Annotated in this window: 11 protein-coding genes and 2 pseudogenes; 9 read left to right on the top strand and 4 right to left on the bottom strand. The window is 69.1% G+C overall.

Annotation, left to right across the window (positions count from 1 at the left end):
* Positions 1 to 145: 145 nt before the first annotated feature.
* Positions 146 to 2128 carry a cell wall-binding repeat-containing protein gene (locus tag V9G19_RS13425; protein WP_462285909.1) on the bottom strand — a complete coding sequence of 661 codons (1983 nt, stop codon included), beginning with the start codon at positions 2126 to 2128 and terminating at the stop codon, positions 146 to 148.
* Positions 2129 to 2334: 206 nt separating this feature from the next.
* On the bottom strand, positions 2335 to 3999 hold the full coding sequence (locus tag V9G19_RS13430) for a phospho-sugar mutase (protein ID WP_462285910.1): 1665 nt from the start codon (positions 3997 to 3999) through the stop codon (positions 2335 to 2337).
* 83 nt (positions 4000 to 4082) lie between these two features.
* Between V9G19_RS13430 and V9G19_RS13435 the strand changes: the two genes are divergently transcribed.
* Positions 4083 to 4442: a hypothetical protein gene (locus tag V9G19_RS13435; protein ID WP_462285911.1), complete on the top strand. Its 360-nt coding sequence runs from the start codon at positions 4083 to 4085 to the stop codon at positions 4440 to 4442.
* Between the two features lie 56 nt (positions 4443 to 4498).
* Here V9G19_RS13435 and V9G19_RS13440 read toward each other — a convergent pair whose 3' ends face one another.
* On the bottom strand, positions 4499 to 5332 hold the full coding sequence (locus V9G19_RS13440) for a purine-nucleoside phosphorylase (RefSeq protein WP_462285912.1): 834 nt from the start codon (positions 5330 to 5332) through the stop codon (positions 4499 to 4501).
* A 70-nt stretch (positions 5333 to 5402) separates the two neighbouring features.
* Between V9G19_RS13440 and V9G19_RS13445 the strand changes: the two genes are divergently transcribed.
* A complete protein-coding gene (locus V9G19_RS13445; RefSeq protein WP_462285913.1) occupies positions 5403 to 6818 on the top strand; it encodes an NAD(P)H-quinone dehydrogenase in 1416 nt (471 codons plus the stop codon).
* Complete coding sequence (locus tag V9G19_RS13450) at positions 6815 to 7249, top strand: (deoxy)nucleoside triphosphate pyrophosphohydrolase (protein ID WP_462285914.1); 435 nt, start codon at positions 6815 to 6817, stop codon at positions 7247 to 7249. The genes V9G19_RS13445 and V9G19_RS13450 overlap by 4 nt, the downstream gene beginning before the upstream one ends.
* Positions 7250 to 7267: 18 nt before the next feature.
* On the opposite strand, the gene V9G19_RS13455 is transcribed toward V9G19_RS13450, so the two are convergent.
* Entirely contained in the window at positions 7268 to 9091 is a 1824-nt protein-coding gene (locus V9G19_RS13455) for an amino acid permease (protein WP_462285915.1), read from the bottom strand.
* A gap of 171 nt (positions 9092 to 9262) precedes the next feature.
* On the opposite strand from V9G19_RS13455, the gene metA reads away from it, so the two are divergent.
* The 6 genes and pseudogenes from metA (at position 9263) to V9G19_RS13485 (ending at position 14772) form a co-directional block, all read left to right on the top strand.
* Positions 9263 to 10207, top strand: a complete 945-nt coding sequence (gene metA / locus V9G19_RS13460; RefSeq protein WP_462285916.1) for a homoserine O-acetyltransferase MetA — start codon at positions 9263 to 9265, stop codon at positions 10205 to 10207.
* 93 nt (positions 10208 to 10300) lie between these two features.
* Positions 10301 to 11101: pseudogene (locus V9G19_RS13465) on the top strand (substrate-binding domain-containing protein); the annotation flags it as partial.
* A gap of 41 nt (positions 11102 to 11142) precedes the next feature.
* Positions 11143 to 11484 (top strand): annotated as a pseudogene (locus tag V9G19_RS13470) (Na/Pi symporter); the annotation flags it as partial.
* 68 nt (positions 11485 to 11552) lie between these two features.
* Positions 11553 to 13448: a translational GTPase TypA gene (gene typA, locus V9G19_RS13475; RefSeq protein WP_462285917.1), complete on the top strand. Its 1896-nt coding sequence runs from the start codon at positions 11553 to 11555 to the stop codon at positions 13446 to 13448.
* 11 nt (positions 13449 to 13459) lie between these two features.
* Entirely contained in the window at positions 13460 to 14290 is an 831-nt protein-coding gene (gene mshB / locus V9G19_RS13480; RefSeq protein ID WP_462285918.1) for an N-acetyl-1-D-myo-inositol-2-amino-2-deoxy-alpha-D-glucopyranoside deacetylase, read from the top strand.
* The gene (locus V9G19_RS13485; protein ID WP_462285919.1) at positions 14287 to 14772 is read left to right on the top strand and encodes a flavin reductase family protein; all 486 of its coding nucleotides are present in this window, start codon (positions 14287 to 14289) and stop codon (positions 14770 to 14772) included. Before mshB ends, V9G19_RS13485 begins: the two co-directional genes overlap by 4 nt.
* Positions 14773 to 14846: the final 74 nt, after the last annotated feature.

Raw genomic sequence — 14846 nt, forward strand, 5'->3', positions numbered from 1 at the left:
GGCACAGATATACCGAGTAGGTCCACCGGTCCCCGGTCATCCGCCCTCAACCCCTCCATGCGCCGAGGTCTGCACTTTTAGCCGAGGTCGTACTACCGGCAGTACGACCTCAGCCAACAGCGCAGACCTCGGCGGGATTCCGGCGTCAGCGGTGGCGCGTCACATAGTGCTCCAGCTCGGCTTCGACGCTGGTGTTCACCGTCGCCGGGCCGCCGAGGATGACGATCTTTTGCGGGTTGAGCCGCTCCAGCTCGGTGTCGATCGACGGCGGGATCTCGCCGGACTTGACAAGCAGCATCGGGCCGGGGGTGTGGCCGGCGATGGGGGAGCCGGACAGGGCGTCGGTGAAGATCTGGCCCGAGGCGATGAACGCGATCCGCACGCCGGGGCGGAAGGACTTGGCGCTGATCTTGGCCGAGGCCTCATACCGGTCCAGGCCGTCCCAGCGGTCGACGATGCCGGAGGTGTAGCGCTTCAGCGCCTGCTGGACCCCGTCGTCAATGGTCGCCGGGCCGCCGAGGACGACGATGTCCCGGGGCCGCAGGCGGGCCAGTTCGGTGGCGATCGACGGCGGGATCTCGGAGTTCTTCACGAGCAGCATCGGTCCGGGGGTGTGGCCGGCGATGGGCGAGCCGGACAGGGCGTCGGTGAAGATCAGGCCGGAGGCGACGAATGCCGTCTCCACCCCCGGGTTGAACGACTGGGCGCTGATCTTGGCCGAGGCCTCATACCGATCGGCGCCGTCCCACCGCACGACCGCGCCGCTGGTGTAGCTGCGCAGCTGGCTCTCCACGCCCCTGGTGATCGTGTTCGGGCCGCCGAGGATGACGATCTTGCGGGGCGCCAGCCGTCGCAGCTCGGCCTGGATCGCGCCGGGGATCTCGTCGGTGCGGACCAGCAGCATCGGGCCGGGGATATGGCCGGCGATGGGGGAGCCGGACAGGGCGTCGGTGAAGATGAGTCCGGAGGCGATAAACGCGGTGTCGACCCCAGGGTTGAACGACTGGGCGCTGATCTTGGCCGAGGCCTCATACCGGTCGGCGCCATCCCACCGCTCGACCTTGCCGGCCGGTGGGTTGCCGCCCACCGTGAAGTCGACGCTCGCGGTTTGGCTGGTGCCGTCGGTGAACTCCGCGCGCGCGGTGGCCGTGTAGTCGCCGGCGGTCAGGCCGCGTGCCGTCGCCGACCAGTTACCGAGGGTGTCGATCGACGCCGCGATGTCCGCCCCGAGCCCGGAAACGGTAACCGAGCGGACGGTATTGGGCTGGGAGTTGGTCAGGTTGGCGGCCAGCGTGGACGGATCGAGCACCACCGTGCACGATTCACCGGTGGCGTCGGCCAACACCCGGAGAGGTTGCCCGCTCTCGCACGAGTCGGCGCCGAGTTCTCGACCGATGGCAAAGGTCCGAACCTTCACTCCGGACGACCGTAGCCGGTCCATCGTGCCGTCCGTGACGTCATTGATGGGTTCGCCATCGGACATGAAGAAGAGCCATCTGGACCCGGGTTGACTCTCCAATTCGTCGAGCGCGGTGCTGATGGCATCTTCGTAGTCCGTGCTCGCGGCAAGGGCGTGCTCGACGAACTGCCCCACGCGTTGCACGTCCAACGATCGGCCGACCCCCTCGACGTTGGGTTGTGCGCCGTCGCGGCGCCCCGGAGCAATGAGCGTTTCGCCTGCGGTCGAACTCATCTGTGCCGCTACCGCTTCGCCGGCAAAGGCGAGGACCCCAACCCGGATGTTGTCGGCGCTATCCGGAATGGCGGCGATGTCCCGGTTCACGGCGAGCAGCCCCGCGATCTCGCAGTCCAGGACGTCTCCGATCGCGCCATCGCCGTTCAAGTCGTCGGCGGCGTTGACGGTTCGATCGCCCGTGCAGTCCAGGCCGTCGGGGTCTTCGGTCGATGACGACAGGTCGGCCGTATACAGGATCCGGTGTTGTTCCCGCGCGCCGTCGGTGCCAGCGGTGCCGCGCACGGTGAGGTCGCCGACGGGCACGGTGGCGCCGGCGGTGGGATAGCTGATCGTCACTGTGTTGTCGGCCGCGTTGGCGGCCGGTGCGGTCATCCAGGGGATGGCCAGCGCGAGGGAGACGAGCGGCGCGAGCGCCGCTTTGGCAAGCTTCATCAGGGTCCTTCCCAATGTGGCAAATGACCCCACCCGCGGCCTGACAAGCCGTCGCGGACGGGGCCACGATGGCGTTGGTGCCTTCGACGCTAGGAGCCTCGCGCGGGAGGAAAGTCCAACACTGCGAGTACTTGTCCCCATGCGAACCTGCGTGATATAGCCCCAGCCCAGGGATTCATGAGGTCTTGGCCCATCAGGTCAGGGGCTCACGACGCGTGAGTGATGTCCGCCATCGCGACCCGTATGCCGCTGAGCCGGTCTGCGGCGCGCTGCCGGGCCGCCGGCAGGTCGCCCGGGTCACTCACGGCTTCGATCACCTCGAGATAGATCTTCAGCTTGGGCTCGGTGCCGGACGGGCGGACGATGATCCGGGAGTCATCGGCCAGGTAGCAGCGCAGCCCCTCGGTCGGCGGCAACCCGGCCCCGCCCTCGGCGAGATCGTCGGCGCGCGCCACGGCGATGCCCGCCACCTCGCGCAGGGGCTCGCGCCGCAGCCGGTCCATGACGGCACCGATCAGGGCCAGGTCGGCGACTCGGACCGAGAACGCATCGGTGGCATAGACCCCGTGCGCGATCGCCAGTTCGTCGAGCAGCCCCTGCAGATCGCTCCCGGCGGCCCTGCGGGTGGCGGCCAGCTCGGCGAGCAGCAGCGCCGCGCTCACGCCGTCCTTGTCGCGCACCCGGCCCGGGTCGACGCAATAGCCGAGCGCCTCCTCATACCCAAACGCCAACCCGGGGACCCGGGCGATCCACTTAAACCCGGTCAGCGTCTCCTCATGGGCAACACCGGCTGCCGCACACATCGCTCCGAGCAGCCGGGAGCTGACGATCGAGTTGGCGCAGGTCGCGTCCGCACCCACGCCGCGGGCCAGGACGTGCGCGCCGAGAACCGCGCCGAGTTCGTCGCCGCGCAGCATCCGCCAGCCGCCGGCGCTGGGGATCGCGGCGGCGCACCGGTCGGCGTCCGGATCGTTGGCGATCACCAGATCCGGCCCGGTCTGCTCGGCGAGCGCCAGCGCGAGGTCCATTGCCCCCTGTTCCTCGGGGTTGGGGAAGGAGACGGTCGGGAACAGCGGGTCCGGCTCGGCTTGGGCCGCAACGGGAATCGGCTCAGCGAACCCGGCGCGGACGAAGGCCCGGCGCACCGTCTCGCTGCCCACTCCGTGCATCGCCGTGTGCACGACGCTGATTGCGCGCGGCGCGTCCGGATTCACAACGGCTGCGGCATCGTCGAGGTAGGCCTCCACGACGTCCTCCCCGAGTGTCTCCCACCCGTCGTCGGCCAGCGGCACCGACCTGACCGAATCGACGCCGGCGATCCGGTCGGCGATCAGCTGGTCGACCGGCGGCACGATCTGGGAGCCGTCGCCGAGATAGACCTTGTAGCCATTGTCCTGGGGCGGATTGTGGCTGGCCGTGACCATCACGCCGGCATCCGCGCCGAGGAATCGGATGGCATAGGCAAGGACCGGCGTGGGCAGCGGGCGCGGCAGCACCGCCGCCCGGCCCCCCGCCGCCGTGACGACCGCCGCTGTATCCCGGGCAAAGACGTCGGAGTTGAACCGCGCATCAAAACCGATCACGACAAAAGGCTCGGCGACAACGCTTTTCAGGTATGCCGTCAGCCCCACCGCCGCCCGGATCACCACTGCGCGGTTCATCCGGTTGGGTCCGGCGCCGAGCGCCCCGCGCAGCCCGGCGGTCCCGAACTGGAGCGTCCCGGCGAAGCGGTCGGCCAGGTCGGCTGCGGCCGCCTCATCACCGCCCTCGGCTGTCGCGATCACCGATTCGAGTTGGGCGCGGGTCTGCGGGTCCGGGTCCTCACCCGCCCACGCGCGGGCCTGGGCGAGCAGGGCGGGAGGGGACGGCATACGGGCTCCTTGGGCCGGCGAGCGGTATCGGCTCAGACCATATCCAGTGGCGATCCCTTGCCCCGGCTCGCAACACTGGCCGTATGCCGTGGCACCTCCTCGCCGACCGCACCCGCACGCTCCCGCCGCCGCCACCTTTCGTGCGGGAGGACCTGCTGTTTCCGCGCGCCGAAGGGATCCGTGCGTGGCTCGATCTGCTCGCCGACGAGATCGCCCCGCGCATCGAGGCCACGCAGGACGGGCCGATCGTCTGGTCCTCGCTGTGGCCCGCGCGCCCGGCTCTGCGGATCGTGCTGGACGTGACGGCCCACGGGAGCGAGACCGCGTTGCGCTTCCGGCTGGAATCCCCTGAGCCGGTTGACGATCCATCAGCCGTCGGCCACTATCGCCGCCGCCTCAACGAGCTCTTCTTCCGCGACCTGCGCCAGACCTACGGCCAGTGACCGGCGCGAGCGCGTCTGGCAATTGTCGGGGTCGCGCAGAACTCTGTGTGGGGTGACTAGATGCGCGTGACGATCTGCCCCAGCAAAGCCCCGCAGCGGGCGCCAGCGGCTTGGCCGGCCTCGATCACCTCGGCATGGGACAGCGGGGTCGCCGAGATGCCGGCGGCGGGGTTGGTGACCAGCGAGATGCCGAGCACCTCCAAACCTGTTGCCCGGGCAGCGATCGCCTCCAGCGTCGTGGACATGCCGACCAGGTCGCCGCCGAGAATCCCGGCCATCCGCACTTCCGCGGGCGTCTCGTAGTGCGGGCCGCGGAACTGGACGTAGACGCCCTCGTCCAGGCTGGGGTCGACCTCGCGGGCGAGGGCGCGCAGGCGGGGGGAGTAGAGGTCGGTCAGGTCGACGAAGCTCGCCCCCTCCAGCGGGGAGGTCCCGGTGAGGTTGATGTGGTCGCTGATCAGCACCGGCGTGCCCGGGGCCCACTCGGGGCGCAACCCGCCGCAGCCGTTGGTCAGCACGATCGCCCGGCACCCGGCCGCCGCGGCGGTGCGCACCGCGTGCACAACCGCGCGCACGCCGCGGCCCTCGTAGACGTGGGTCCGGGTGCCGAACACGAGCGCCCGCCGGCCGCTGTCGCCGATGGCGACCGAGCGCATCGTCCCCGAGTGGCCGGCGACTGCGGCCTTGGCGAAGCCGGGAACCTCGGTGTTGTCGATGCTCGCCAGCGTGCGGCCGATCCGGTCGGCCGCCTCGCCCCAGCCGGAGCCGAGCACGAGCGCCAGGTCGTGCCGCTCGGCGCCGGTGCGCTCGGCGATGACGGCTGCCGCTGCCGTCGCCACCTCGGCGGGGTCGGCACCGGGGGCGTCCAGGGGGTTGTCCGGCTCGTTCACCCGCGCAGACTACCCCGCGGTTTGCGGCTACCTTGTGGCTGCACAGGTGCACCGGGCGAGAGGCGGGCGGATGAGTCAGCACAATCGGGTCGTCGTCGTGGGTGGCGGGCCGGGCGGGTACGAGGCCGCGCTGGTGGCCGCTCATCTGGGTGCGGCTGTCACGGTCGTCGACAGCGACGGTCTGGGCGGGGCGGCGGTGCTCACCGACTGTGTCCCCAGCAAGACGTTGATCTCGACTGCCGACTACCTCGGCGAGCTGGAGGTGGCGGCCGATCTCGGCGTCCACCTGGGCGACGACGAGGGCGAGGAGATCGCGCACGCCAGCGCCGATCTCGCCCGAGTCAACACCCGAGTCCTCGCGCTGGCCAAAGCCCAGAGTCAGGACATCGCCCGCCGCCTCGGCGAGGTGGGTGTCCGGGTGGCGCGGGGAACGGCATACATCGAAGCCCCCGATCGCGTCCGGGTCGACGGCGAGGACGACCGCGAGGTCTTGCCCGCGGATGTGCTGCTGCTCGCCACCGGTGCCGCGCCCCGAGTCATGGCCACGGCCACACCCGACGGCGAGCGGATCTTGACCTGGCAGCAGATCTATACGCTGCCGCGCCTGCCCGAGCACCTGATCGTCGTCGGCTCGGGAGTCACCGGCGCCGAGCTGGCCCAGGCCTATCTCGGGCTCGGCTCGCGGGTCACGCTCGTCTCCAGCCGCGAGCACGTGCTGCCCGGCGAGGACCCGGACGCCGCGCGCGTCATCGAGGAGGTGTTCACCCGGCGCGGTATGAGCGTGCTTGCCCGCTCCCGGATGGCGGCCGCCGAGGTGATCCGCAACGATGCCGGGGCACCAACCGGGGTGCTCGTCACCCTGGAGGACGGGCGCGTCATCGACGGCTCGCACGCGCTGCTCGCGGTCGGGTCGGTGCCGCGCACATCCGGGGTCGGTCTGACCGAAGCCGGGATCGCGCTCACGCCCTCGGGCCACATCGCCGTCGACCGGGTCTCGCGGACCTCCGTCCGCGGGGTGTATGCCGCGGGCGACTGCACCGGCGTCCTCCCGCTCGCGTCGGTCGCCGCGATGCAAGGCCGGATCGCGATGGCGCACGCCCTCGGCGACGCGGTCGCGCCGCTGCGGCTGGAGATCGTCTGCGCCAACATCTTCACCGACCCCGAGATCGCCACGGTCGGGGTGTCCGAGAAGCAGATTGCCGAGCGGGGGCTGCAGGTGCACGCCGAGACGATCCCGCTCGGGCGCAACCCGCGCGCCAAGATGCTCGGCATCGCCGACGGCTTCGTCAAGCTCTTTGCCGAGCCTGGATCGGGGACCCTGCTCGGTGGCGTGATCGTCGCGCCGCGGGCCTCGGAGCTGATCTTTCCGGTCACGCTCGGCGTCAGCCACCGACTCAACGTCGACCAGGTTGCCAGCGCCTTCACCGTCTATCCGAGCCTGACCGGCTCGATCGCCGAGGCCGCCCGCCGGCTGCACGGAACGTGAGCGCCCAGGCCGAGCCGCCGCGGATCGACGTGGTCGCGGCGATCCTGCTCGACTCGCTCACCACGCCGACCCAGTTGCTCGCCGGGCGCCGCACCGAGCCGCCGTTGCTGGCCGGCGGCTGGGAGATCCCCGGCGGCAAGGTGGACCCGGGCGAGAGCAGCGAGCAGGCGCTGCACCGCGAGATCGCCGAAGAGATCGGCGTGCAGATCGTGATCGGGCCGCAGGTGCCCGGGCCGCTGGCCGGGTGGTGGCCGCTCGGTCTGCGCTACCGGATGCTCGTCAACCTGGCCGAGATCTGCGCGGGCACGCCCGAGCCGCTGGAAGACCACAGCGAGCTGCGCTGGCTCGCGCCCCCGGCCCTGTGGAGCGTGGACTGGCTGCCCGCCAACCGGCCGATCATCACCGCCGCCGCGGCCTTGCTCTGGCCGTGACGGCGGCAACGCCGGCGATCACACCCGGACCAACGGCGCGACGACGACGTGCAGCAGCGGGATGTCGTACTTCTTCCGGGCCTCATCAACGACACCACTGCGCAGCCAGTTCGACTGCTCCTCGGGCTGAGTGGAGATCACCAGTTGGTCGGGGTTGAACGAGCGCACCGCTGCGTCGAGGGCCACTGCTGGCCGGTAGTCGCCGAGTTCACCGGTCACCGAGAGCCCTTGGGCGCGAAGGATACTCAGCGTCTCCTGCAGGCGCTCCTGGGCAGCCTGGGTGGTGGCTTCCCAGACGTAGGCCGCCCCCTCGTGCATCGCCTGACCGGTGTCGACCGGGTTGGCCGGCACGATGACGTGATAGCGGGCGCGCCCCGATCCCTCGATGCGCTGCAACGCCTCGTGCAACTCGTGGGCCGCCATCGTCCGGTTGGCAATGACGAGCACCCGCGAAGGCGCCGCGGCCGTCGCCGCGCGCTCCGGCGGGACCGAGCCGCCGCGGAGGCGGACGACGACATACATCACGAGGACGATGCCCCACGAGAGCAGGCTCAGCAACAGCTGCGAGCGGGTCGAGCCGTCGATGCCCATCTGCACCAGGACCGCGACGATGCCGAGGGCGGTGAGCAGGGTCAAGACGGGGAAGGCCCACATCTTGACCATCAAGTCTTCGCTGCCGGTCCTGCGGCGCAAGACATATTGCGAGATCGCGATCAGCAGGTAGACAAAGAGGATCACCGCGCCGGAGGAGTTGAGCAGGAAGAGGAAGACCGTCTCGGGCCACAGAAAGGCCGCGATGACGCAGGCGAACCCGACGACCGTCGAGGACAGGATCGCCCACACCGGGACACCTCGGCCGTTGACGGTGAGCAGCCGCAAGGGCGCTTCCCGGCGGGCCGCCAGGACGAACAGCATCCGCGAAGCCGTATAGAGGCCGGAGTTCAGGCACGACAAGACCGCCGTGAGGACGACGGCGTTCATGACGTGATCGGCATACGGCAAGCCCATTTCCTTGAAGGCGGCGACGTATGGCGAATCGCCCAACTCGGTGTCGTTCCACGGCAAGATCGTCACGAGCAGGAAGATCGAGCCGACGTAGAAGATCCCGATCCGCATGATCACCGACTGGGTGGCCTTGGCGATCGCCTTCTCGGGATCGTGCGATTCGGCGGCCGCGATGGTGGCGATCTCGGCGCCGACCATGGAGAAGATCACCACGACGATCGCGGCGAAGACCGCGCCGATTCCCTTGGGCATGAACCCGTCGTGCTTGGTCAGGTTGGAAAAGTCCATCCCGTGCCCGCCCCAGACGCCGAGGATGTAGGTCACCCCGAGCGCGAGGAAGAGCATGATGGCCGCGACCTTGATCCCGGCGAACCAATACTCGAACTCGCCGTATGACTTGACCGAGAACAGGTTCGTCGCGGTCATCAGCGACATCAAGAGCAGCGCCATCAGCCACAGCGGCGCATCGATCCAATACTGCAGGATCTTCGCCCCTGCGACCGCTTCGAAGCCGACGACGATGACCCAGAAGTACCAATAGAGCCAGGCCACGGAGAAGCCGGCCCAGCCGCCCAGGGCGGAACGGGCGTAATCCGCGAACGATCCGGTCGACGGATGCGCGGTCGCCATCTCTCCGAGCATCCGCATGACCATGATGATGAGCAGGCCGCAGAGGGCATAGGTGACGAACGCTGCTGGCCCGGCGGCCTGGATCACCGCGCCCGAGCCGACAAAGAGCCCGGCGCCGATGACCCCGCCGATGGCAATCATCGTCAGGTGGCGCTGTTTGAGGCCCTTTTGCAGATCGCCGCTGCCTGCGGGTGCAGGTGCTCCCATGGAGGTCCCTCGCTTCCTGCCGGTCGATCGCGTCCGCGGCGATCGTATGGATGCAACTGTGGCACTGGCCCGGTCGAGCGTCCACTACAAGCGGTCAACACATGGGACGCCGCGACAACGTTCGAGGGCCGACGGAGACAATGGCGGGGCGTATGAGCGAAGGAGGAGTAGGTGCCCGTCAACATCCCCAGCGCCCTGCCCGCCCGGCAGATCCTGGAGAGCGAGAACGTCTTTGTCATGACCCAAGGGCGAGCCGTCCACCAGGACATCCGCCCGCTGCGCATCGCGATCGTCAACCTCATGCCGACCAAGATGGCGACCGAGACCCAGCTCTTGCGGTTGCTCGGCAACACCCCGTTGCAGCTCGAGATCACGCTCGTGCGCATGGCCACCCACGACCCGCGCAACACCGCCCAAGCGCATCTGGATGCGTTCTACACGACATTCGAGGAGGCCAGGGCCTCCCGGTTCGACGGCTTGATCATCACCGGCGCCCCGATCGAGACCCTTCCCTTCGAGGAGGTCGACTACTGGCCCGAGCTGTGCCAGATCATGGACTGGAGCCGCGACCACGTCTTCTCCACCTTGCACGTCTGCTGGGGGGCGCAGGCGGGGCTGTACCGACACTACGGCATACCGAAATACCCGTTGCCGGACAAGATGTTCGGTGTCTTCCCGCATCGTGTGCTGGATCCGCGCAACCGGGTGCTCAGTGGTTTCGACGAGGTCTTCCCGGCGCCGCATTCGCGGCATACCGAGACCCGGGCGAGCGATATCGAGGCGACGCCGGGCATCCAACTGCTCGCCGTCTCCGAGGAGGCGGGCGTCTATCTCGCCGGGAGCACCGACGGCCGTGAACTCTACGTCACCGGCCATCCGGAGTATGAACGCGACACCCTGAAGGCGGAATACGACCGGGACATCGGCCGCGGCCTGGACATCGCCGTCCCTCGGCACTACTACCCGGGCGACGACCCGAGCCGTCCGCCGATGGTGACCTGGCGTTCGCACGCTTTCCTGCTCTACGCCAACTGGCTGAACTACTGCGTCTACCAGCGCACTCCGTTCGATCTGGAGACGATCTCGTCCCAGACTCCGCAGTTCGACGACGACTGACGTTCAGCAGATCTTCCAGGCCGCGCCTACGCCTCGTGCGGCCCCGGCCACCTTCGCCTGGTTCGTTAGCGCCGTGATCCGGAGGTCGACCTCGCCATCGCCGACTATCCGATCTCGGCCCAGGCGCTGGACGAGCAGAAGGTCGAGCAGTTTCCGGTGGCGATCGCCGCCGTTGCCGTCGTGCACAATCTCGACCTGCCCTCGGGTCAGATACTGCGGCTCGACGCGGCGACGACCGCGGACATCTTCCGCGGCGCGATCACGACGTGGGATGACCCGGTGCTTGCCCAGCTGAATCCCGGTGTGTCGCTGCCCAATCTGACGATCCATCCGGTGTATCGCAAGGAGGGTTCGGGCTCGACGCTCGGATTCACGCGCTATCTGAGCGCAGGCAGCCGCGACTGGCAGGACGGTCCGGGCTCCGGCACCCTTGTGACGTGGCCGGTCGGCCGGGCGGCCGAACGCTTCAGCGGGCTGATCTCGGCCGTTCGCGGCACGCCGGGATCGATCGGCTATGTGGAGTTCGGCCAGGCGGTCCGGGCCACCCTCAAACCGGCCGCGATGGCGAACGATTCCGGCGGTTTCGTCCCGCCCGGTAGCGCAGGAATGCAAGGAGCGGTGGCCGGTGCGGACTGGTCTGCCTCGGGCCGGTATGCCGATCCCCTCGCGATCGCCGATGACGACGACGCCTATCCGCTCACCGTCGCCATCGATGCGATGGTCCGCGACGACCCCCGCTACCGCGGCGAGCGTGACCGCGCCCTGCGCTTCCTGAGCTACCTGCTCGATGAGTATGACGGGGTGGCCGAGGACCTCGGCTACCTCCCCTTGCCGTCCTCGGCGGCGGCCGCTGTCCAGGAGCACTGGCGCAGCGCGTTCGGCGTCGACAGCTAAGCCGTTGACGGCTCCACCCATGTCGAAGGGACAACTGCGCGATGGAAGTTGATCTGTTCAAGGAAGTCCTCGTGCCCGTGATCGGCGGCCTTGGTGTCTTCCTGCTCGGTTTGGAGTTCATGGAGAACGGCATCCACGCGCTGTCCGCCAACAAGATGCGGTCGTGGATGGCCAAGATGGCCGGCAGCCCGGGCAACGGCGTCCTCGCCGGGACGGTCATCACCGGGATCATCCAGTTTTCGACCGCCTTGACCGTGATGACCGTCGGGCTGGTCAACGCCGGGGTGTTGTCCCTGCGGGGCGCGATCGGCGTCATCATGGGCGCCAACATCGGCACGACGCTCGGGAACGGGTTGATCGCTCTCCCGCTCGGCCCGCTCGGCTTGCTCTTTGGGGGCATCGAGCTTCGCCGGATTCGGCGCGGGCGGGGGTGGCCTGAGAGAATCGGGCAATGCCCACGCCGTCCCGCAGCGACATCCGCAATGTCGCCATCGTCGCCCACGTCGACCACGGCAAGACCACGCTCGTCGACAAGATGCTCTGGCAGGCGGGGGCCTTCGGCGAGCACCAGCATGTCGACGAGCGGGCGATGGACTCCGGCGACCTGGAGCGGGAGAAGGGGATCACGATCCTCGCCAAGAACACCGCGATCCGGTATGCCGGCAAGGCCGCCGCCGCGGCCGGCCTCCCGGAGGGCGTGACGATCAACATCATCGACACTCCCGGGCACGCCGACTTCGGCGGTGAGGTCGAGCGCGGCCTGTCGATGGTCGATGGGGTCGTGCTGCTCGTCGACGCTTCCGAGGGCCCGCTGCCGCAGACCCGGTTCGTCCTGCGCAAGGCGCTCGCCGCGCACCTGCCGGTTGTGCTGTGCATCAACAAGGTCGACCGTCCGGATGCCCGGATCGCCGAGGTCGTCGATGAGGTCTACGAGCTGTTCATGGATCTGATGGAGGACGGCGGCAACGCCGAGCACGTCCTCGACTTCCCGATCGTCTATGCCTCGGCCAAGGCCGGCCGAGCCTCGCTGATCCGCCCGGCGGACGGCAGCCTGCCGGAGGAGGAGGACCTCGAGGCGTTGTTCGCCACCATCCTGGCGACCGTCCCCGCGCCGAGCTATGACGACCAGGCCCCGCTGCAGGCCCACGTCACCAACCTCGATGCCTCCAGCTATCTCGGCCGGATCGCATTGCTGCGCGTGCACAACGGGACGATCCGCAAGGGCCAGCAGGTCGCCTGGTGCCGCGCCGACGGGTCGGTCGCCAAGGTGAAGATCACCGAGCTGCTGATGACCGAGGCACTCGAACGCAAGCCGGCCGAGTCCGCGGGGCCAGGTGACATCATCGCGATCGCCGGGATTCCCGACATCATGATCGGCGAGACCCTGGCCGACCCGGACGACCCGCGCCCGCTGCCCCCAATCACCGTCGACGAGCCGGCGATCTCGATGCTCATCGGCACCAACACCTCGCCCATGGCCGGCCGGGTGCGCGGCGCCAAGGTGACCGCCCGCCTGGTCAAGGAGCGCCTCGACCGTGAGCTGGTCGGCAATGTCTCGCTCCGGGTTCTGAGCGTGGACCGGCCGGACGCCTGGGAGGTCCAAGGGCGCGGTGAGTTGGCGCTGGCGATCCTCGTCGAGACCATGCGCCGCGAGGGCTACGAGCTGACCGTCGGCAAACCCCAGGTCGTCACCAAGGAGGTCGACGGCAAACTGCACGAGCCGGTCGAGCAGCTGACCATCGATGCGCCCGAGGAGTTCCTCGGGACGATCACCCAGGTCCTTGCGGCCCGCAAGGGCCGGATGACCCAGATGACCAATCACGGCACCGGCTGGGTGCGCATGGAGTTCCTCGTCCCCTCCCGTGGGCTGATCGGCTTCCGCACCGAATTCCTCACCGAGACAAAGGGAACCGGCATCGCCCACCACGTCTTCCACGGCTACGAACCGTGGGCGGGTACGATCACGACCCGGATGACGGGCTCGCTGGTGGCCGACCGGGCGGGCGCGGCGACGTCATACGCGATGTTCAACCTGCAAGAGCGTGGGACCCTCCTCGTCGAGCCGACGACCGAGGTGTATGAGGGGATGATCGTCGGCGAAAACTCCCGAGCCGACGACATGGACGTCAACATCACCAAGGAGAAGAAGCTAACCAACGTCCGCTCCTCAACGGCCGAGGTGCTGGAGCGGCTGATCCCGCCGCGGCGGCTCTCGTTGGAGCAGTCCCTCGAGTTCTGTCGCGAGGACGAGTGCGTCGAGGTGACCCCGGAAGCGGTGCGGATCCGCAAGGTCGAGCTCGACCAGACTCTTCGCGCCCGCGCCGCCGCGCGCGCCCGCAACTCCTAAGGGCCCTTCCCATGCGCGTCCTCTATGTCCATGCCCACCCCGACGACGAGACGATCGCGACCGGCGCCTCGATCGCGCTGCTCGGCGCCGAGGGACATGACGTGCACGTGCTCACCTGCACCCTCGGCGAGCAGGGCGAGGTGATCCCGCCGGAGTTGGTCCACCTCGGCGCCGACCACGACGATGACTTGGGGCGGCACCGAATTGGCGAACTCTCCGCCGCGCTGGAGGTCCTCGGAGCGACCGGGCACATCCTCGGCGCCGACCGGCGGCGGTTCTCGCGCTATCGCGATTCCGGTATGGCCGGTTCGCCCAGCGCCGCGCGGCCGGACGCCTTCGTCAACGCCGATCCCGGTGAGGTGATCGCGCTGATGCGCGCGACCATCGCCGAGATCCACCCCGACATCGTGGTCACCTACGAAAGCCGCGGCGGCTACGGTCATCCCGACCACATCCAAGCCCATCGGGTCGTCTGTGCGGCGATCGCGACGATGGCAACCCCACCCCATACGTATGCCGTGTTCACCCCGATTCCGTGGGCGGTGGCGGACCGCGCCTGGGTGCAGGCGCACGTCGAGGAGGCGGGTATCGGCATACCGGCACAGGGGGATCCGTTCCCGGAGTCGGTGCTTCCCGAGGATCTGATCGCGATCGTGCATGAGGGCGGCGACGCCCGGCACGGGCAGGCGCTGGCACTGCACGAGCACGCGACTCAGGTGCGGGTTTTCGACGGCTGGTTTACGTTGTCCAACAACATCGCCCAGCGACTGTCCGGGCGAGAGGCGTGGGCCCGGCTGGATGTGCGGACCGGGCTGCTCCAGTCCAGGGAGGCGAAGACATGACGATGCTCCAGGACGATTTCCGGGCGGCGATGGGCCGGCTGGCGGCCGGGGTCGCCGTGTTGTCGACACGGGTCGGTGGACACGACCACGCGATGACGGCCAGCTCGGTCTGCTCGGTCTCGCTGGAGCCACCGCTCCTGCTCGCGTGCGTCGAAGTGGCCGCGCGCTTCCACGATGCCGTCGTCGAGTCCGGGCTGCTCGGAGTCAGTCTGCTGGGACACCCGCAGCGGCCACACGCCGAATGGCTGGCGACGCCCGGCAGGCCGATGGTGGGAGAGTTCGCCACGGTGCCGACCCACCGGGCTCCGTCGGGTGTCGTGCTGCTCGACGAGAGCCTGGCCACGCTGGATTGCCAAACCTGGGCCGTGTATCCCGCCGGGGATCATTCGATCGTCGTCGGCGAGGTGTTGGCGGTCACTCTCGCGGACGACCCCGACCCGGCACTTGTTTACTACCGCAATCGTTTTGGGCGCATTGCATGAACGAAGGTCAACCGAGCGCGACGACCGCGCGTGGCCGAGCGCCCGGGAAAGGCCCGACGGACGATGCGGGCGGG

The sequence above is a fragment of the Nostocoides sp. genome, assembly GCF_037045025.1.
Classification (GTDB): Bacteria; Actinomycetota; Actinomycetes; order Actinomycetales; family Dermatophilaceae; genus Nostocoides_A.